This is a genomic window from Streptomyces sp. NPDC006624 (genome assembly GCF_040611555.1).
Taxonomy (GTDB): Bacteria; Actinomycetota; Actinomycetes; order Streptomycetales; family Streptomycetaceae; genus Streptomyces.
Genome location: NZ_JBEXOM010000007.1, coordinates 258912 through 277463, shown reverse-complemented (window position 1 = coordinate 277463; position 18552 = coordinate 258912). Strand labels below are relative to the sequence as shown.

The following is an 18552-nucleotide window of genomic DNA, read 5'->3' as shown; positions in this document are numbered from 1 at the left end:
CTGGGGGCGGGGCCTGCTCCAGGCGCGGCCCCGACCGCCGCGAGGGATGATCGGGGCATGGACGTCACCCTGCACCTCGCCCAGGACCCCGAGGCCGACGCGCTGCTCGGCCGCAGCCCGCTCGCCGCGCTGGTCGGCATGCTGCTGGACCAGCAGATCCCGATGGAGTGGGCGTTCAAGGGCCCGGCCACGATCGCCGGGCGCCTGGGCACCGACGACCTGGACGCGCACGAGATCGCCGCGCACGAGCCGGAGGCCTTCGCCGCGCTGCTCGCACAGAAGCCGGCCGTGCACCGCTACCCGGGCTCCATGGCCAAGCGGATCCAGCAGCTGTGCCAGTACCTCGTCGAGCACTACGACGGTGACGCCGAGGCCGTCTGGAGGGACGCCGAGACCGGCAAGGAGCTGCTGAAGCGCCTGGCCGAGCTGCCGGGCTTCGGCAAGCAGAAGGCGCAGATCTTCCTCGCCCTCCTCGGCAAGCAGCTCGGCGTGCAGCCGGCCGGCTGGCGCGAGGCGGCGGGCTCCTACGGCGAGCCGCGGTCCTTCCGCTCGGTCGCCGACATCACCGGCCCCGACTCCCTGGCCAAGGTCCGCGCCCACAAGCAGGAGATGAAGGCAGCGGCGAAGGCGGCGAAGGCGAGTGACCGGTAGCCCTGGGGGTCCCGGGGCGGGGTGAACCGGGGGTGTGGACGCGGCCGGGGCGTTGGCCCGTCCGTGGCTGTCCATGGCGCAGCACATCCCTGACGTAGCCGCGCGTCCCTGCCGCAGGGGGCCCGTGGCTCAGCGAACGCATCACAAAGGCAGGGACCCTTGAGGCCGCAGGCCCACATCACAGCCGGCCCGCCGCGTTGCAGCCCTCCCGGTGACACCCCTCGGCCACCTCGCCGCCCTCCCCAACGCCCCCCAGCCGTCAGTCTCCTGGCCCGCCCCGAATGGCGGATCCCTCCGGCTCGTTCCCAGCATGGACCATGACCGAGCCACCGAGCGGCTCCCCCCGGGACCATGAGCACGACACCGACCGCGAGCGCGAGCCCTTGGGTCTGGAACCTCCCGTCCGCCAGGGCCCGGGACCGGACGGTCCGCGCACCCACGAACGGCACGGTCACCCACCCCCGGTCCCTCCGGAGCCCTCCGGAGCCCCCGAACGCTGGCCGCGCGACCCGCAGGCGCCCCAGGGCCCGGGCCAGGGTTCGGGCCAGGGGGACCGGCGCGACCGCACACCACCGCCCGGCCCCCGGGAGACCTGGCCCCGGGACCCGCAAAGCCCGTCCCCGTCCTCGTCCCCGTGGCCGCCCCCGCCCCCCTCCGCGCGCCGCAAGCCGCACTCCACGAGCCGGCCCCCGGCGAGCCACCCGCCGGATCCCTCGCCCTGGCCGGACCCCAGCGACCCCAGCGACCCCCGCGCGCCCCGCGCCTCCCGCGCCTCCCGCGCCTCCCGCGCCTCCCGCGGCGCCGTACGCCGAGCGGGCGGATCTCCGCGCGAACGGGATGAACGGCGCGCCGACGGCGGGGAGTGACCTCCCGTGATCCCCGCACCGCAGCCGGTCCCCCGCGCCCCGCGCCGGAAGACCTGGCTGCGGGTGCTCGTCCTGCTGCTCGCCCTCCTCGTGCCCGGCGCGCACGCCGCGGCGTACACGGGTCCGACGGCCGCCGTCTCCGGTGAGAGCACGGCCGTCGAGTACGACGTCTTCGACACCGCCCTGCGCCCGCAGGCCCGGGGCGCCCGCCGCGCGGCCGTCCCGCTGCGCCCCGTCCCGAACCGCGGGCCGGCGTCCACCACGCGGCTCCCCGCGCCCGTGTCCGTGCCGACGGGCCCGCCGCGCGACCCCCGCCCCCTGCGTTCCGAGGTCCTGCGCTGCTGAGCGGACCCCCACCGGTCCCCCAGTCCCGTACGGAACAGAAGGAACGACACCGCCATGCTCGAAGACCCGTACGCGGTCCTGCGCGCCCTGCTGCGCGCCGAGGCCGCCCGCAACGCCCCCAAGCAGCCGTCCCGGCCCGAGCCGGACAGGCGCGAACAGCAGCCCGTCAGGAATCGCGCCCGCGAGTGACCCGCCCGCGGCGGAGGTGACCGGACAGCGCCTCCGCCGCCCCGGACGCGGACGCCGCGCCGAGCCGCGTCTCGCGCGCCGCACCGCGCAGCGACCGGCGTCCACAACGGCACCTCATCCTTTCGGGCGAATCAGAGGCACGGTCCTGCCGACCGGCTCCCGGGACGCCGCGCAGGCGATCCCCCGGGCCTCCCGGGACCCGGCGGCGACGAGGGCCGACACGTCGGACACGGGGAGCGACGGGACGGTCGCACGGTCCGGGACATTCACGCCCCTGTTCCCGGTTCGTACCACCTTGCGGGGTTTTTTTCGGCGTCGTACTGCGCCGCCATGGCTGCGCCCGGAACGTCTTGACCGGTAGGCTTTCCGTGTGATCTTCAAGCGCATCGGAAACGGCCGGCCGTACCCCGACCACGGCCGGGAAAGCACCCGGCAGTGGGCGGACGTCGCGCCGCGCCCGGTCCGCCTCGATCAGCTCGTGACGACGAAGCAGCAGCTCGACCTGGAGACGCTCCTCGCCGAGGACTCGACGTTCTACGGCGACCTCTTCGCGCACGTCGTGAAGTGGCAGGGCGACCTCTACCTGGAGGACGGCCTGCACCGCGCGGTACGGGCGGCGCTCCAGCAGCGTCAGGTGCTGCACGCGCGCGTACTCGAGCTCGACTGATCCCCACACGTCACGGGTTGACCCTTTCGGGTTCCACTGGGCGACGTCGAATGATCATCTAGTAGGCATCATCGCTCAGGCGCACTACGCTGCGTTCATGAGCATGCTGACTCCCCCCGGCATGGGCGGTAAATACCGCATCACGGGCAACAGGTATCCCCGGATGCGCCGGCCCAGGCGGCGCGGCAGGCTCGTCGTCCTGGCCACCGCCGCGGTCGTGGCGCTGGGCGTGGCCGGCTGGGGCACGCTGCAGCTCGTCGACGTCTTCACCGGCGGCGAGAGCGAGGCCTCCGCGGCCGGCGGCAAGGACTGCGCGCCCCGGACGAAGGCGAGCCCCTCGCCCCGCGCCCAGCCCCTGCCCGAGCCGCGCACCATCACGGTCAACGTCCTCAACGCCACCACGCGCAGCGGACTGGCGAAGAAGACCGCCGACGAGCTGAAGAAGCGCGGCTTCAAGATCGGCGACGTGGGCAACGCGACCGAGGAGTACGACAAGAAGGTCAAGGGCCCCGGCGTACTGCTCGGCCCCGCCGCCGCCCTCGACACCACGCTGCCCGTGCTCGGCACGCAGCTCCCGGGCGCAGAGCGGCGCACCGAGGCGGCCCGCAAGGGCGCCACCGTGGACCTCGTCATCGGGGACGGCTTCAAGGACCTGGCGAAGAAGCCGGACGCCGACCGGGCCCTGACCCGGCTGACCAAGCCCGAGCCGGCGCCGACCACCAAGAAGAGCTGCTGACCCGGTCCCCCGCGAACAGGACCGCGAACAGGGGGACCCGGACGTCGTCGAGCCCTGGGGGGTCGTGGAACCCCACGACCCCGGAGGACGGGGAACAGGGAACGGGGAACGGGAACCTACTCGGCCGCCCCGTACATGCGGTCCCCCGCGTCGCCCAGGCCCGGGACGATGTAGCCGTGCTCGTTCAGACGCTCGTCGACGGAAGCCGTCACGACCGTCACCGGTGTGCCCGCCAGCTCGCGCTCCATGATCTCGACGCCCTCCGGCGCGGCCAGCAGCACCACGGCGGTCACGTCGTCGGCGCCGCGCCGGATCAGCTCCTGGATCGCCGCGACCAGCGTGCCGCCCGTGGCGAGCATCGGGTCGAGCACGTACACCTGACGGCCCGACAGGTCCTCCGGCATGCGCGTGGCGTACGTGGACGCCTGCAGCGTCTCCTCGTTGCGGATCATGCCGAGGAAGCCCACCTCGGCGGTCGGCAGCAGCCGGACCATGCCGTCCAGCATGCCGAGGCCGGCCCGCAGGATCGGCACCACCAGCGGACGCGGGTGGGACAGCTTCACACCCGTGGTCGCGGCCACCGGCGTCTGGATGTCGACCTGTTCGGTGCGCACGTCACGCGTGGCCTCGTAGGCGAGCAGGGTGACCAGCTCGTCGGCGAGACGGCGGAAGGTCGCGGAGTCGGTGCGCTGGTCGCGCAGCGTGGTGAGCTTGTGGGCGACCAGGGGGTGGTCGACGACGTGGAGACGCATGTCCACAACAGTAACCGGGCCCGATGACCCCGGCCGCACGGCAAGCCCTTCTCCCCCTCGCCCCCCGTTCGCAGGCGTCAAACGGCCCGTCCGGGGGAAGGTGGGAGAGACGGACTGGGGGTGGTGAACCTGATGCCCGACCGGGAGACCCGAGACGATCCGTCACCGCGCGTACGGCCGGGGGCGGACCCGGAGAGTGACCAGACGGCCCGGACGGCCGCGCGCGACCGGACGGCCCCGCCGGCCGGGCTGGCCGGCGGCCCCGCCGGCGCGGACGAGTCCGACGCCGAGCGCCGCAGGCGCCGCGCCCGCTTCCTGCGCGACCTGGCCGAGGCCCGCGAGCTGCGCGACCGCGTCCAGCCGCGCCGTGCCAAGACGGCCCGGCTGCGCCACGCGATGCGCATGCGCACCTTCCGCTGGTAGGAAACAGGTGGGGAAACGCCCGGGGAAGATCACGAACTGCGGAGGATCTCTTCGCGGGTGACCGTGCGTGGAGCAGGGCAAAGCCGCGTACGATCCGCAGGTGGCGGCAACGAGCGTGCCAGCACGCGTGCAGACACAGGGAGCCGAAGACGTCCCCTGAACGCCTTGTTTCTGCCACGATTCCGAGTGGGCGGGGCTCGGAGGAGCAGTCCCCGTCCGCAACCTCCGCCGGGGGGACCCCCCGACCGGCACGCCTCAGACCAGTGGGAGAGTCACGGTGTACTTCGCCGCACTGCTCGCGCGCACCGAAGACGGGTGGGAAGCGAGCGATACAGAGCTCGACGATGTGGAAACCCTGTCGGATCTGGCCGACCTGGCCCGTGAAGCCTCCCCCGACGAGGACACGGTGCTCGTGCTGATCGAGCAGGAGGACGCCTGGTTCGGCGTCGTCCGCGTGGACGGCGAGGACGACCCTCGTATCTACGTCTCGGACGCCGCCGCCGCTGCCCGCAGCAGCTACGGCGAGATCCTGCTCACCGACGAACTGCTCGGCCGGGATCCGGACGACGGGGACGACCTGGACGCCCTCGACCTCGACGGCACCGAGGACGGCGAGTCCGACGACGACGAGAGCGACGACGACGGGGACGGGCCCGCGGCCTCGGCCGAGGCCGTGCCGCACGGCCCGGTCGGGGACGCCCTGATCCTCGACGACCTCGGCGTGAGCGAGAAGGAACTGCTCTCCATGTCGACGGACGCCGTCACCGAGATCGCCGAGTCGCTCGGCGCCTCGGAGACCCTGGAGACCGTCCGCTGACCGCTCGCTCCGTCCCAGGACCGCCGGACCCGGTACGGGACCCCTGGCGGCCCGCGATGCGACTCGCCCTGGACGAGGCCGCCGAGGCCGTCCGGGGCGGGGACGTCCCCGTGGGCGCCGTGGTCCTGGCGCAGGACGGCACGACGGTGCTCGCCTCCGGGCACAACGAACGCGAGGCCGGCGGCGATCCGACGGCCCACGCGGAGGTCCTGGCCCTCCGCCGGGCCGCGGCGGCGCTCGGGCAGTGGCGGCTCGCCGGCTGCACGCTCGTGGTCACCCTGGAGCCCTGCACGATGTGCGCGGGCGCGATCCAGCAGTCCCGCGTCGACCGGCTGGTCTACGGCGCCCGCGACGAGAAGGCCGGCGCGGCCGGATCCCTCTGGGACCTCGTCCGCGACCGCCGCCTCAACCACCGGCCCGAGGTGATCGAGGGCGTGCTCGCCGAGGAGTGCGCCCTGCAGCTCACCGAGTTCTTCCGGGGTCGCTGAATCCGATTTCAAAGCATGCGGCTCCTTGCTGTAAGGTCTCCCTCGGTAGCGTGTCCGAGCGGCCGAAGGAGCTCGCCTCGAAAGCGAGTGTGGCGCAAGTCACCGAGGGTTCAAATCCCTCCGCTACCGCTTGAGAAGGGCCCCGTCGCAAGACGGGGCCCTTCGTGCGTCCGGCGTGCGTCCCGCGTGCGCCTTTCGTGCGGTCGGGTCCTTCGTGCGGTCGGCCCCTTCGGGTGATCGGCGCTTCGTGCGATCATGTGCGCTGCATGGGACACCAGTGACTGGGGAGGCCGCGATGGCGGTGCAGGCGAAGAAGGTCGCCGTCTACGTCCTTGTCGTCTTCGTGGCGTACGTGATCATTACCGATCCCGACAAGGCCACCGGCTACGTGCAGATAGGCTTCCAGGGCATTTCGGACGCCGCGCAGGCGCTCGGCGACTTCGCCACCTGGGTCGCCAACGGAGGAGAGTGATGATCCGCCACCTGGTCCTCTTCAAGCTCGCCGAGGGCGTCGAACGCGACGACCCCCGGGTCGTGCGGGGCGTCGAGGCCTTCCGCGCCCTCGAAGGCACGATCCCCGAGCTGCGCCACTGGGAGCTCGGCTGGAACATCAGCGACCGTCCCATCGCCTACGACTTCGCCATCAACTCGGCCTTCGACGACGTCCAGGCGCTGCGGCGGTACGTGGAGCACCCCGACCACCAGGCCGGCGTCGCGCTGTGGCGGGAGTTCGCCACCTGGGTGATCGCGGACTACGAGTTCTGAGACCGGCCGCCCGGGCCGGCGCGGGCCCCCTGTCACTGCGACAGGGGGCTCTTCTGATGCCCGGGGTGATTTGTGGGCCATTCATTCCTCAACACGTAGTTATGGGGTGCTTGCACACAGTGCACATGTCTTGTGATGCTATGACCGCTTTTGATGGAAGAGGCGGTCGTTGAGTTGACGATGACGAGGTGGAGTTGACCGTGCTGGCGAGTACCCCACCTCAGGCACCGTCCCCACAGGCGCCCACCCCGGAAGCCACCCAGAAAGCCACCCCGGAAGCCACTCCGCAGCGGAGCCGCGGCGCGGACACGCGCGCCCTCACTCAGGTGCTGTTCGCCCAGCTCAAGGAACTGCAGCCGGGCACGCCGGAGCACGACCGCGTGCGCGGGGCGCTCATCGAGGCGAACCTCCCGCTCGTGCGCTACGCGGCCGCCCGCTTCCGCTCCCGCAACGAGCCGATGGAGGACGTCGTCCAGGTCGGCACCATCGGGCTGATCAACGCCATCGACCGCTTCGACCCGGACCGGGGCGTGCAGTTCCCGACGTTCGCGATGCCGACCGTCGTCGGTGAGATCAAGCGGTACTTCCGCGACAACGTCCGGACGGTCCACGTGCCGCGCCGGCTGCACGAGCTGTGGGTCCAGGTCAACAGCGCCACCGAGGACCTGATGACCTCCCTCGGCCGTACCCCGACCACCGCGGAGATCGCCGAGCGGCTGCGCATCACCGAGGACGAGGTGCTGTCCTGCATCGAGGCCGGGCGCTCGTACCACGCGACCTCCCTGGAGGCCGCGCAGGAGGGCGACGGACTGCCCGGACTCCTGGACCGGCTCGGCTACGAGGATCCCGCGCTGGACGGCGTGGAGCACCGGGACCTCGTCCGGCACCTGCTCGTACAGCTGCCCGAGCGGGAGCAGCGGATCCTGCTGCTGCGCTACTACAGCAACCTCACGCAGTCCCAGATCAGTGCGGAGCTCGGCGTCTCGCAGATGCACGTGTCGCGGCTACTCGCGCGTAGTTTCCAGCGATTGCGGTCTGCGAACCGCATCGACGCGTAACCGCAAACGCGAGCGAGAGGTCACCGGCGGGAGGGAATCGCTCATCAGGGCGGTTGCCGACAGTTCGGGGCCGACAACCCGTCAGACCCCTTGTTTGCAGGGCTGATTCGCGTCTCAGATGTCGACATGTCACTACAGCGTGTTGCCGACATGTGACATTCTGCGTGAAGCGCGTTTGCCGGGGCTTCGGCTCCGGTATTCAGGTGAAGGCTGCGTTCCTCAGACGGGGGCGTTCGCCGCGACCGTCCCGCGACCCAAAGGGGGTGGCATGTCCGCAGAACAGGGCAGCTCGAAGGTGCTCACGCTCGCGGAGAGCGAGACAGCTCCCCATGCTCTCGACTCACTCGGCCCCATCGATGACGTCCCGGCCCTGGCGGCCGAGCCCGTCCCGGTTCTTCCGACCGCGGGCGCCATCGACACCCGCACCCTGTCCCGCTCCCTGTTCCTGCGCCTGGCCGCGCTCGACGAGGACAGCCCCGAACGTGCCTACGTCCGGGACACACTGATCGAGCTGAACCTGCCGTTGGTGCGGTACGCCGCGGCGCGGTTCCGCTCCCGGAACGAGCCGATGGAGGACATCGTCCAGGTCGGCACGATCGGGCTGATCAAGGCGATCGACCGGTTCGACTGCGAACGGGGCGTGGAGTTCCCGACGTTCGCGATGCCGACGGTGGTCGGGGAGATCAAGCGGTTCTTCCGCGACACGTCCTGGTCGGTGCGGGTGCCGCGGCGCCTCCAGGAGCTGCGGCTGGCGCTGACCAAGGCCAGCGACGAGCTCTCGCAGAAGCTGGACCGCTCGCCCACGGTCACCGAACTCGCCACCGTGCTCGGGGTGTCCGAGGAGGACGTGGTGGACGGCCTGGCCGTCGGGAACGCCTACACGGCGTCCTCGCTGGACTCGCCGGCGCCGGAGGACGACGGCGGCGAGGGGTCACTGGCGGACCGTCTGGGGTACGAGGACACGGCCCTGGAGGGCGTGGAGTACCGCGAGTCCCTGAAGCCGCTGCTGGCCAAACTGCCGCCCCGCGAGCGGCGGATCATCATGCTGCGGTTCTTCGCGAACATGACGCAGTCGCAGATCGGCGAGGAGGTCGGCATCTCGCAGATGCACGTCTCACGGCTGCTGACGCGGACGCTGGCGCAGCTGCGGGAAGGTCTGATCTCGGACTGACCGCTGCCGCAGGCCGTTGGCCGTTGCAGGCCGTCGCGGGTCGGGTGCCTGCGGCGGCCTGTGCCGTGTGGGTGGGGGTGCGCGTCGCGCCTTTCGGCGGGGTGTGGGTCGGGGCCGCGCCGGGGGGTGTCCGTCCTCGGATCGGCGCGATGGGGTTGCCCAGCAGCTGACTCGCGTTGACGCGCCGACCGCTGCGGGCGGACACCCCCCGGCACGTCCCCTTCCGTGCGTGCGCGGGTGCGGGTCCGCCCCCGCTGCGGGCAATGCGTGCCGCCAGGCACGCCGCGCGCCTGTTACGCCAGCGCCAGCCACGCCACCGCCGCGACGATCGCGACGGCGACGACGACGCCGAGGATGAGGCCGACACGGGGGCCGCTGCTGCCGGTCGCCGCGGCCTGGCGTCCCTGCGGCGCCTCGTCGACGAACGCGCGGAACATCTGGGTGCTGCCGGCGGGGTCGTGATTGCCCTGCGGGGCCTGGTTGTTAGCCATGGCCCGAGACCCTAGCGAAAACGCCGGGGCTCCCCAAGTGGGGGTTGGTATTCCGCATGGCCTCCTCCGGGTCGTATCAGTGCGCTCGCGACCTGCGCGTTTACTGTCGCAATACTTGCCTTTGCCAAGTTTTGGCGCCGCACCCCGCCTTTTTATTTGCCTGCAGCAACCAACGGCTTCTATGGTTGCCCTAAGCAACAAAGCGGGAGGTGTCGTGGCCGGGAGGGCGCAGTACGAGGAGCTGGTCCGCCAGTTCAGTGCCTTCGGCGCCGTCAAGCGGGAGCTCGGGCGGACCATGCCCGCCGACTGCCCCGGCGGATCGGCGGCCGTTCTGACGCTGCTGGACCGCCACGGCGCCATGCGCATGAGCAAGCTCGCCGAGCTGCTCGCGGTGGACATGTCGGTCACCAGCCGCCATGTCGCGCACGTCGTCGACCGGGGCTGGATCGAACGCTCCCCCGACCCCGCGGACAAGCGCTCCCGCATCCTGCGCCTCACCCCCGCGGGCCACGCACAGCTCGACGAGCTGTCCCGGCGGACCACCGAGGTCCTCGCCGAGCGCCTGAGCGACTGGACCGACGAGGAGGTCGGCCAGCTCACCCGCCTGATGGCGCGGCTGCGGGAGAGCTTCGACTGCCGGCCCGCGGCCCGGGCGGCACCGGTTGCTGCCGAACAGACCACCCGTACACCCGCAAGCACGTAAGAAAAGGAAGCCCATGGCAACGACCACACCAGCCGGTGTGCGGGCTCATGCCAAGCACGGGGGAGGCTCCTCCGGCGGCGGCGCTCCGATGACGCACCGGCAGATCATGGAGGCCCTCACCGGCCTGCTGCTCGGCATGTTCGTCGCGATCCTGTCGTCGACGATCGTCTCCAACGCCCTGCCCCGCATCATCGGCGACCTCGGCGGCGGCCAGAGCGCCTACACCTGGGTCGTCACCGCGTCCCTGCTGACGATGACCGCGTCCACGCCGCTGTGGGGCAAGCTCGCCGACCTGTTCTCCAAGAAGCTGCTGATCCAGCTCGCTCTGGTGATCTTCGTGCTGGGCTCGGCGGCCGCCGGCATGTCGCAGAACCCCGGCACGCTCATCGCCTTCCGCGCGGTCCAGGGCATCGGCATGGGCGGTCTGTCCGCGCTGGCCCAGATCATCATGGCGGCGATGATCTCGCCGCGTGAGCGCGGGCGGTACAACGGCTACCTGGGCGCCGTCTTCGCCACGGCCATGGTCGGCGGTCCGCTGGTCGGCGGTGTCATCACCGACACCGACTGGCTCGGCTGGCGCTGGTGCTTCTACGTCGGCGTGCCCTTCGCCGTGATCGCCCTGATCGTGCTGCAGAAGACCCTGCACCTGCCCGTGGTCAAGCGGAAGGTCAAGGTCGACTGGGCCGGCGCCTTCTTCATCACCGCGGCCGTCTGCCTGCTGCTCATCTGGGTCACCTTCGCCGGTGACAAGTACGACTGGGTCTCCTGGCAGACGTACGCCATGGTCGGCGGTTCCGTGGTGCTGCTGGCGCTGTTCGTGCTGGTCGAGGCGAAGGCCGACGAGCCGATCATCCCGCTGCGGCTGTTCCGCAACCGCACCATCACGCTGGCCTCGCTGGCCTCGCTGTTCGTCGGTGTCGCGATGTTCGCCGGGACCGTCTTCTTCAGCCAGTACTTCCAGCTGGCCCGCGACAAGTCGCCGACGATGTCCGGCGTCATGACGATCCCGATGATCGCCGGCCTGTTCGTCTCCTCCACCGTCTCCGGGCAGGTCATCACCCGGACCGGGCGCTGGAAGGGCTGGCTGCTCGGCGGCGGCGTGCTGGTGACCGCGGGCCTGGGGCTGCTCGGCACGATCCGGTACGACACCGAGTACTGGCACATCGCGCTGTTCATGGCGCTGCTGGGTCTCGGCATCGGCATGATGATGCAGAACCTGGTGCTCTGCACGCAGAACCAGGTGGAGCCGGGCGACCTGGGTGCCGCCAGCTCCACGGTGACCTTCTTCCGGTCCCTGGGCGGTGCCGTGGGCGTCTCGGCGCTGGGCGCGGTCCTGGGCAACAAGATCACCGACTACGTCCAGGACGGCCTCGCCGGGCTCGGCGCCCAGGGCGCGGCCCTCGGCCACGCCGGCACGGGTGGGGGCGGCATCCCCGACCTCGACACGATGCCCGCGCCGATCCGCACGGTCGTCGAGAGCGCCTACGGCCACGGTGTCGCGGACGTGTTCCTCTACTCGGCCCCGCTGGCGCTGCTGGCCCTGCTGGTCTCGCTGTTCATCAAGGAGGTCCCGTTGCGGACGAAGGGCGGTCTGGCGCAGGCGGCGGACACCGCCGCCACCGCTGAGGCTCCGGCCGAGGCCCCCGCCTCCGAGAAGGCGGCACCGAGCTGGGCCGTCGCGGAGACCGCGACCGCCGACGGGACCGGGCCCGAGGGGACGCGGCGGCTCGCCGCCGTCGCGACCGTGGCCCGGGCCGGGGAGCCCGGCGGGGGCGGGGTGCCGGTGCGCGGCTTCGTGCGCGGCGCCGAGTCCGCGCCCGTGCCGCAGGCCGCCGTCACGCTGATCTCGCCGGCCGGGCGGCAGCTGGGCCGGTCCGTGGCGCAGGCCGACGGCTCCTACGCGGTGGACGCCCCGGGCACCGGCTCGTACGTCCTGATCGCCTCCGCCGACGGCTACCAGCCGCAGGCCTCCACGGTCGTGGTGAACGGCGAGCCGCTCGCCTACGACATCCTGCTCAGCGGCACCAGCGGGCTGACCGGGCTCGTGCGGGCCGCGGAGAGCGGGCAGCCGGTCGAGGGCGCGATGGTCATCGTGACCGATGTGCGCGGGGACCTGCTGGCCACCCAGGCCACCGGCGAGCAGGGCGAGTTCTCCTTCGCCGAGCTGGTGCCCGGGGCGGTGACCGTCGCGGTGAACGCCGCCGGGTACCGGCCGCGCGCCCTGCCCGTCGAGGTGGGCGGCACCGGGGTCAACCGGATCGAGATCGACCTCGACGCGGGCGCCCGCGTCCAGGGCGTCGTCCGGGCCCCGCACGGGCCGCTGGCCGACGCGCGGGTGACGCTGGTCGACCAGGCGGGCAACGTCGTCGGCTCGGCCACCACCGGCGCGGACGGGGCGTACGCCTTCACCGACCTGGACGGCGGCGAGTACACCGTCATCGCCACGGGCTACCCGCCCGTGGCCACCGCCCTGACGGTGACCGGCGCCGGCACCGACGCCCACGACATCGAACTCGCCCACCCCGGCGAGTAGTCCGGCCCCGGCCCGTGGCGGCGGGCGCGCTCCGAGCGGAGGCGCGCCCCTGCCGCGGGCCGGTCCTTTCCTGAGGAGTTACGAAGCGATGGGACTGACCGCGAGGATCCGTACCCGGGACGGATGGGCCGTGTCGCACGCGGTCGTCACGGTGGCGGACACCACCGGTGCGCAGGTGCTGCGCGCCGAGGCCGACGCGGAGGGCGCCGTACAGGACGCCACGCCGCTGCCGCCGGGGGCGTACACCGTCATCGTCACCGCCGTCGGGTACGCGCCCGCGGCCTCCAGTGTGATCGTCACGGCGAGCCGGCGGGCCGAGGTCGGTCAGGTGACGCTGGCCCGGCAGGGCGGTACCGAGCTGCCGCCGCCGGGGCCGTGGACCGTCGACCCGGCGCACTCCGGCGTGGCCGCCGTGGCGCAGCACCTGGGCATCTCCAGCGTGCGCGGCCGGTTCACGGAGTTCTCCGGCGCGATCGAGATCGCCCCGGACGACGTCACCACGTCGCGGGTGGAGGCGGTGATCCGGGCCGCGTCCATCGACACCGGCAACGGCACGCGCGACAAGCACCTGAAGTCGGCGGACTTCCTGGACGTCGAGCGGTTCCCCGAGATCACCTACCGGTCGACGGGGCTCACGGCGGCCGGGTCCGACCGGTGGACCGTCCACGGCGAGCTGGGCATGCACGGGGTCGTACGGCCCGTGGACCTCGACCTGGCCTACCTCGGCACGGGGCCCGACCCCTGGGGCGGCACCCGGGCGGCGTTCCGCGCGACGGCCGAACTGCGCCGCGCGGACTTCGCGATGAACTACAACCAGGTCCTCCAGGCGGGCATCGCCGCCATCGGCACCACCCTCAGGGTGGAGCTGGACATCCAGGCCGTGCGGGGCGCGTCACTGCCGGCGGCGTGAGTCCGGGCCGGACACCTTCGCCACCAACTGGCCGCACAGGTCCCGGAGCTTGACGTTGCGGTCCTGCGAGACCCGGCGCAGCCGCTCCAGCGCGTCGCGGGCGTCGATCCGCTCGCGGGCCATGAGGATGCCGATCGCCTGGTCGATGACGCTGCGGGAGAGCAGCGCGGTGCGCACGTCGGCCGCCGACTCGCGCCGCCGCTCGATGCGCAGCGCCACGCTGATCGCGTCCGCGGCCCGCGCCGCGAAGGCACGGGCCGCCTCCCGGCCCGTGCCCAGTGCCTCCGCCCGCACCCCGTAGAAGTTGATCGCGGCGCCCCGCTCGCCCTCCACGGCGATCGGCACCGCCAGCACGCAGCGGACGCCCACGGACAGCGCGTACGCCGTGTACGAGGGCCAGCGCGTCTCCGCGCCCGTGTCGGGCACGTACTGCTCGGTGTCGGTCTCGGCGGCCTCCACGCAGGGCCCCGAGCCGTTCTCGTACTGCCGCAGGTCCAGGCCGCTGGGCATGCCGTCGCTGCCGGCCAGGGTGAGCAGCCGGCCGGAGCGGCGCACCGTGATGCTGCACGCGGTCGCGCCGGGGACCTCCCGCACCGCGCGGTCGGTCAGATCGCGCAGCAGGGTGTCGAGACCGCTGCTGCGCACCATCGCCTGGTCCAGCGTGTCGGACGTCTCGGGATTCATGCCCGTACGTGTATCCCGTCGTGTCCCGAACACGCCCTCGGGGTAACGCGGCTCACCTCAGGCGGTGTTGTGCGCCCCGACGATCCGGCGGGCCAGCTCGCGCAGTTTCACGTTCTCCCGCTGGGAGGCGCGCACCAGGCTCTCGAACGCCGCTGCCGCGTCGATGCCCTGGCGCTCCATGAGGATGCCGGTGGCCTGGCCGATCAGGTCCCGGGTGTGCATGGCCTCGGTGAGCTGCTCGCGCACGGTCGCGGAGTCCAGGGCGATGCTGACGTGCTCGGTGAACAGCCGGCCGATGCGGGTGGCGTCCTCGTCGAAGACGCCGGGCTTGCGCGCGTAGGCCGTGAGCACGGTCAGCCGGCGGCGGTCGGCGCGCAGCCGCAGCGACAGCGCCGAGCGCAGTCCCACGGCGGCCAGCACGTCCCAGCCGTCGTCGGCCTCGCTGTCCGCTATCAGCGCCACCGGGTCGTTCCACAGCTGGTCCCACAGCCGGTGCTGCTCGCGGCCGTTGTGCCGGGCCTCGGCCGAGCGGACGACCTCGTCGGTCCAGGCGAGGGTGCGGAGCTTGGTGCCGCGCTCGATCACGGAGATGCCGGCGTGCTCGGCCCCCGGCATCAGGTGCACGGCCAGCCGGACCGCGGTGTGCAGCGTGCTGTGCGGGGTGCCCGTCTCGTGCAGTTGCTGAGAAGCCACCGTCAGCGCTTCGGCCAGCTCGAAGCCAGCCGTAAATCGGGGCAAATCAGGAAACTCGGACGCAGCCACCACGAACCTCTTCGGCATGCACGGCCATGGCCGTGCGCAGGAGAGCTCCGCAGCACATTCCCGACTGCGAGCACAGGACGGACAGCACTCTAACTGTTCGGTTGCCTGGAGGTGACGCCTGGCCGATGGCCGCGCCCGCGGGTTCCGTGGCGGCCCGCCGCCGTGGTCTACTGGGCCTCTGGGTCAGGAAGCGGCCTTACCGGAATCCGGACGATCGTCTGCCAGGTGAGCGCCGTGACCTTCTTCACGAATCCCACAGAACCGCACGACCTGCCCGGCCGCGTCCATCTCGCCATGCCCGCCGAGATCGACTTCTGCAACGCCGCGGACCTCCTCCCCCGCATCGTGTCCGCGCTCGAGGAACGGCGTGACCGGATGGAGGTCCTCGTCCTCGACCTCACCCGCACCTCGTTCATGGACTCCCAGGGCGTCCGCCTCATCAACGACATCCGCCAGCGGGTCCCCGAGGCCCGGGTGCACCTGGTGGCCCGGCCGGACGGGGTCGCGAGCCGCGTCCTGGGGCTGACCGGACTGCGCCGCGACGTGCCCGTGTACGACAACCTGCCCGAGGCCCTGGCGTCGTAGGCTGCCCGGCATGGCACCGAACATCGCGACGAACACCCGTGTGTCCCTGGACGAGTTGCTCGACTTCGTACGGCCCCGGCACCGCGCGATCCTGCTGACCCGCCGGTCCGGCGGCGGCCCCCAGGGCTCCCCGCTGACCTGCGGGGTCGACGACTCCGGCCGGATCGTGGTGTCGACCTACCCGGAGCGCGCCAAGACCCGCAACGCCCGGCGCGACCCGCGCGTGAGCGTCATCGTGCTCAGCGACGACTGGAACGGCCCCTGGGTGCAGATCGACGGCACGGCCGAGGTCATCGACTCACCCGACTCCGTCGAGCCGCTCGTGGAGTACTACCGCAACATCGCCGGGGAGCACCCGGACTGGGACGAGTACCGCGCGGCCATGGTCAAGCAGGGCAAGTCGATCATCCGGATCACCCCCGAACGGTGGGGCCCGGTGGCGACGGGCGGCTTCCCGGCGCGGCTGGCCGAAGGGGAGTAGCGCCGGCCGTCCGGACCGGGTCAGGCCCGGGCGACCATCGCCTCGATCCCGGCGATCAGCAGTTCCAGGGCGAACTCGAAGTCGCGCTCCAGCATCTCCGCGACCGTGTCGCCGCCGCGGGCCGCCATGATCTCCTGCGACTCCCGGATCACGTCCGCGGCCTGCGGGGCGGCGGTGACGGTGCTCAGGGCCTCCTGGAAGTACTCGTCCACGGTCATGCCGGTGGCGGCGGCCCGCGTGGCGAGGTGTCCCTCCAGGGTTCCGTAGCCGTAGACGAACTGGAAGACGGCCGAGATCGTGCTCGTCAGGCGCTGTGCGGGCATCCCGGTCCGGCGGACGACGCGCTGGACCACCCGGGAGAAGGCCAGGTTGTGCGGGCCGATGTTGAGGTAGGCGCCGACCAGCGGCGACACCCAGGGGTGCCGCACCAGCAGCGTCCGGTACTCCCGCGCGAGCGACCGCACCTGGTCGCGCCAGTCCTCGTCGGCGTCCGGGTCGGGCAGCCGCATCTCGCCCATGACCTCGTCCAGGGCGAGTTCGAGGAGGTCGTCCTTGGTGTCGACGTACCAGTAGACGGACATCGCGGTGACGTTCAGCTCACCGGCCAGGCGCCGCATCGAGAACCGGGCCAGTCCTTCGGCGTCCAGCAGCCGTACGGAGGCCTCGACGATCCGGCCCCGGTCCAGGCCGGAGGGCTGCCCGCCGCCGCGCCGCCGGTGCGCCTTGCCCTCCAGCCAGACACTGCTCCGCGCGCCTTTGGGGGCCGCTTTCGCCATGGCGCACCTTCCTCGATCTTCCGACGCCGCTCATGCTAGACGCGCCGCACGGGGGGCGCGGTGGCCCTCACCCCCCGTCCGTACGGCCGAGCGGCCGCCGGGCAGCCCGGGCTCCTAGGCGGACTCTGCCCGCTCGGCCCGCCGCAGCAACCCGGCCGCGACCAGCCCGCCGGCCAGCACGGCGGCCGCGCCGACCAGCTGGCTGGTCTCCAGGCCGGAGGCGAACGCGTCGGAGATGCGTGCCCGCTCCTCGGCGCTGCCGGCCGCGGCCAGTGCCGCCGGCAGCGAGGTCGCGGAGACGGCGACGAGGGAGGCGAACCGGGAGTTGAGCACGGCCCCGAGGACGGCGACGCCCAGTCCGTTGCCGAACTCCGCGAGCGTTCCGTTGATCCCCGCTCCCACGCCCGCCTTCTCCGGCGGGATCGCGCTCATGATCGCGTTGGCCATCGCGGGCATGGACAGGGCCACACCCGCGCCCATCACGACCAGCCCGAGCAGCATGCCTCCGTACCCGTGCCCGCCGAGCAGCGCGATCGCCGCGAGCCCGGCGGAGACGAGGGTCATCCCGAGCGCGATCGCCGCCGGCGTGCCCGCCTTCAGCACCAGCTTCGCCCCGATCCCGGTGAAGTTCAGCGCCACGACGGTCAGCGCCAGGGGAGCCGTCCGCAGGCCCGCGTCCAGCGGCTCGTAACCGAGGACGAACTGCAGGTGCTGGGTGAGCAGGAACAGCGACCCCGTCATGCCGAACGCCACGAGGATCGCGCCCGCGACGGCGCCCACGAACTTCTGGTTGCGGAAGAAGTGCATGTCGAGCATGGGGTGTTCGGTCCGCAGCTCCCACAGCACGAACAGGCCCAGCACGGCGGCGCCGAGCAGTGCGGAGACCAGCACCTGCCCGGAGGTCCAGCCGTGCTCCGGCCCGGTGATGATGGCGTACACCGCGGCCGTCATGCCGAGGGTCGACAGCACCGCGCCGGGCAGGTCGGGCCGGTCACCGGCCTTGTGCTTCGACTCGGGCACCAGCGCGGCGACGGCGACCAGGCCGAGCAGGGCGACCGGGATGTTGATCAGGAAGATCGCGCCCCACCAGAAATGGTTCAGCATCACACCGCCGATCAGCGGCCCGGCCGCGAAGCCGAGCGAACTGACCGTCGACCAGAGCGCGATGGCCTTCACCCGCTCGGTGTCGTCGAAGATCTGCACGACGACCGCGAGGGTCGTGGTCATCAGCAGCGCGCCGCCGACGCCCATGCCGGCGCGGGCCGCGATCAGCTGGGCCGGGCTCTGGGACAGCCCCGCCGCGAGCGATCCCACGCCGAAGACCGCCAGGCCCGACATCAGCATCAGCTTGCGGCCGTAGCGGTCGGCCGAGTTGCCCGCGGTGAGCAGCAGGCCGGACTGCACCAGCGAGTAGGCGTTGATCATCCACTGGACGTCGGCCGTCGAGGCGTCCATCTCGCGGGTGAGCGAGGGGATCGCCACGTTCAGGATCGTGTTGTCGAGCAGCACGGTGAGCTGCGCCAGGCAGATGACACCGAGGATCAGCCAGCGTTGGGGGTGCCCGCCGCGCACCGTCTGCGGCGGGGCCGTTTCCTGGGGGGACGTCGTCATGTTGTACACCGTAGAACGCCTCCCTTACGGTGTACAACGGAATTGCGGAGGGGGCGGTGGCTCCCGGCCACCGCCCCCTCCTCGATCG

23 protein-coding genes and 1 tRNA gene are annotated in these 18552 nt (G+C 72.2%); 18 read left to right on the top strand and 6 right to left on the bottom strand.

Features of this window, described 5'->3' with window-relative positions; translation table 11 throughout:
- The first annotated feature begins 57 nt into the window (after positions 1 to 57).
- From ABZY20_RS16470 to ABZY20_RS16450, 5 genes are all read left to right on the top strand, one after another.
- Complete coding sequence (locus tag ABZY20_RS16470) at positions 58 to 651, top strand: HhH-GPD-type base excision DNA repair protein (RefSeq protein WP_356442136.1); 594 nt, start codon at positions 58 to 60, stop codon at positions 649 to 651.
- Positions 652 to 1523: 872 nt separating this feature from the next.
- Positions 1524 to 1862, top strand: coding sequence for a hypothetical protein (locus ABZY20_RS16465; protein WP_356442134.1), 339 nt, complete (start codon positions 1524 to 1526; stop codon positions 1860 to 1862).
- Positions 1863 to 1916: 54 nt separating this feature from the next.
- Entirely contained in the window at positions 1917 to 2051 is a 135-nt protein-coding gene (locus ABZY20_RS16460; RefSeq protein ID WP_356442132.1) for a hypothetical protein, read from the top strand.
- Positions 2052 to 2421: 370 nt separating this feature from the next.
- A complete protein-coding gene (locus tag ABZY20_RS16455; protein ID WP_004943146.1) occupies positions 2422 to 2718 on the top strand; it encodes a type II toxin-antitoxin system VapB family antitoxin in 297 nt (98 codons plus the stop codon).
- Between the two features lie 121 nt (positions 2719 to 2839).
- Positions 2840 to 3454 carry a LytR C-terminal domain-containing protein gene (locus ABZY20_RS16450; RefSeq protein WP_356442263.1) on the top strand — a complete coding sequence of 205 codons (615 nt, stop codon included), beginning with the start codon at positions 2840 to 2842 and terminating at the stop codon, positions 3452 to 3454.
- 116 nt (positions 3455 to 3570) lie between these two features.
- Here the strand turns inward: ABZY20_RS16450 and upp are convergent, their stop codons facing one another.
- A complete protein-coding gene (gene upp, locus ABZY20_RS16445; RefSeq protein WP_356442130.1) occupies positions 3571 to 4206 on the bottom strand; it encodes a uracil phosphoribosyltransferase in 636 nt (211 codons plus the stop codon).
- 132 nt (positions 4207 to 4338) lie between these two features.
- On the opposite strand from upp, the gene ABZY20_RS16440 reads away from it, so the two are divergent.
- The 8 genes from ABZY20_RS16440 to ABZY20_RS16405 all read left to right on the top strand — a co-directional run bounded on the left by ABZY20_RS16440 (position 4339) and on the right by ABZY20_RS16405 (position 8928).
- Positions 4339 to 4629 carry a hypothetical protein gene (locus ABZY20_RS16440; RefSeq protein WP_356442128.1) on the top strand — a complete coding sequence of 97 codons (291 nt, stop codon included), beginning with the start codon at positions 4339 to 4341 and terminating at the stop codon, positions 4627 to 4629.
- A 277-nt stretch (positions 4630 to 4906) separates the two neighbouring features.
- Complete coding sequence (locus tag ABZY20_RS16435; protein WP_356442127.1) at positions 4907 to 5446, top strand: hypothetical protein; 540 nt, start codon at positions 4907 to 4909, stop codon at positions 5444 to 5446.
- 56 nt (positions 5447 to 5502) lie between these two features.
- A complete protein-coding gene (tadA, locus tag ABZY20_RS16430) occupies positions 5503 to 5934 on the top strand; it encodes a tRNA adenosine(34) deaminase TadA (protein WP_356442125.1) in 432 nt (143 codons plus the stop codon).
- Between the two features lie 44 nt (positions 5935 to 5978).
- Positions 5979 to 6063: transfer RNA gene (locus ABZY20_RS16425), tRNA-Ser, on the top strand.
- A 148-nt stretch (positions 6064 to 6211) separates the two neighbouring features.
- Positions 6212 to 6406: a hypothetical protein gene (locus tag ABZY20_RS16420; RefSeq protein WP_356442276.1), complete on the top strand. Its 195-nt coding sequence runs from the start codon at positions 6212 to 6214 to the stop codon at positions 6404 to 6406.
- Positions 6406 to 6699 (top strand): Dabb family protein, encoded by a 294-nt coding sequence (locus ABZY20_RS16415; protein WP_356442123.1) that lies wholly within the window; start codon positions 6406 to 6408, stop codon positions 6697 to 6699. Before ABZY20_RS16420 ends, ABZY20_RS16415 begins: the two co-directional genes overlap by 1 nt.
- A gap of 200 nt (positions 6700 to 6899) precedes the next feature.
- Positions 6900 to 7757: an RNA polymerase sigma factor SigF gene (locus ABZY20_RS16410; protein WP_356442261.1), complete on the top strand. Its 858-nt coding sequence runs from the start codon at positions 6900 to 6902 to the stop codon at positions 7755 to 7757.
- Positions 7758 to 8025: 268 nt separating this feature from the next.
- Positions 8026 to 8928, top strand: coding sequence for an RNA polymerase sigma factor SigF (locus tag ABZY20_RS16405; RefSeq protein ID WP_356442122.1), 903 nt, complete (start codon positions 8026 to 8028; stop codon positions 8926 to 8928).
- A 293-nt stretch (positions 8929 to 9221) separates the two neighbouring features.
- Here ABZY20_RS16405 and ABZY20_RS16400 read toward each other — a convergent pair whose 3' ends face one another.
- Positions 9222 to 9419 carry a hypothetical protein gene (locus ABZY20_RS16400; RefSeq protein ID WP_356442120.1) on the bottom strand — a complete coding sequence of 66 codons (198 nt, stop codon included), beginning with the start codon at positions 9417 to 9419 and terminating at the stop codon, positions 9222 to 9224.
- Positions 9420 to 9633: 214 nt separating this feature from the next.
- On the opposite strand from ABZY20_RS16400, the gene ABZY20_RS16395 reads away from it, so the two are divergent.
- From ABZY20_RS16395 to ABZY20_RS16385, 3 genes are all read left to right on the top strand, one after another.
- Complete coding sequence (locus tag ABZY20_RS16395) at positions 9634 to 10122, top strand: MarR family transcriptional regulator (protein ID WP_356442118.1); 489 nt, start codon at positions 9634 to 9636, stop codon at positions 10120 to 10122.
- 13 nt (positions 10123 to 10135) lie between these two features.
- On the top strand, positions 10136 to 12655 hold the full coding sequence (locus tag ABZY20_RS16390) for an MFS transporter (protein WP_356442116.1): 2520 nt from the start codon (positions 10136 to 10138) through the stop codon (positions 12653 to 12655).
- A gap of 88 nt (positions 12656 to 12743) precedes the next feature.
- A complete protein-coding gene (locus ABZY20_RS16385; RefSeq protein ID WP_356442114.1) occupies positions 12744 to 13565 on the top strand; it encodes a YceI family protein in 822 nt (273 codons plus the stop codon).
- Here the strand turns inward: ABZY20_RS16385 and ABZY20_RS16380 are convergent.
- Together ABZY20_RS16380 and ABZY20_RS16375 are read right to left on the bottom strand one after the other, a co-directional pair.
- Positions 13548 to 14249, bottom strand: coding sequence for a GAF and ANTAR domain-containing protein (locus ABZY20_RS16380; protein WP_356442112.1), 702 nt, complete (start codon positions 14247 to 14249; stop codon positions 13548 to 13550). The genes ABZY20_RS16385 and ABZY20_RS16380 overlap by 18 nt on opposite strands.
- 57 nt (positions 14250 to 14306) lie before the next feature.
- The gene (locus ABZY20_RS16375) at positions 14307 to 15029 is read right to left on the bottom strand and encodes an ANTAR domain-containing protein (RefSeq protein ID WP_356442110.1); all 723 of its coding nucleotides are present in this window, start codon (positions 15027 to 15029) and stop codon (positions 14307 to 14309) included.
- Between the two features lie 207 nt (positions 15030 to 15236).
- Between ABZY20_RS16375 and ABZY20_RS16370 the strand changes: the two genes are divergently transcribed.
- Positions 15237 to 15596, top strand: coding sequence for an STAS domain-containing protein (locus tag ABZY20_RS16370; protein WP_356442108.1), 360 nt, complete (start codon positions 15237 to 15239; stop codon positions 15594 to 15596).
- Between the two features lie 10 nt (positions 15597 to 15606).
- Entirely contained in the window at positions 15607 to 16077 is a 471-nt protein-coding gene (locus tag ABZY20_RS16365) for a PPOX class F420-dependent oxidoreductase (protein ID WP_356442106.1), read from the top strand.
- Between the two features lie 20 nt (positions 16078 to 16097).
- On the opposite strand, the gene ABZY20_RS16360 is transcribed toward ABZY20_RS16365, so the two are convergent.
- Both ABZY20_RS16360 and ABZY20_RS16355 read right to left on the bottom strand, forming a co-directional pair.
- Entirely contained in the window at positions 16098 to 16853 is a 756-nt protein-coding gene (locus tag ABZY20_RS16360; RefSeq protein ID WP_356442104.1) for a TetR/AcrR family transcriptional regulator, read from the bottom strand.
- A gap of 114 nt (positions 16854 to 16967) precedes the next feature.
- Positions 16968 to 18464: an MFS transporter gene (locus tag ABZY20_RS16355; RefSeq protein ID WP_356442102.1), complete on the bottom strand. Its 1497-nt coding sequence runs from the start codon at positions 18462 to 18464 to the stop codon at positions 16968 to 16970.
- Positions 18465 to 18552: the final 88 nt, after the last annotated feature.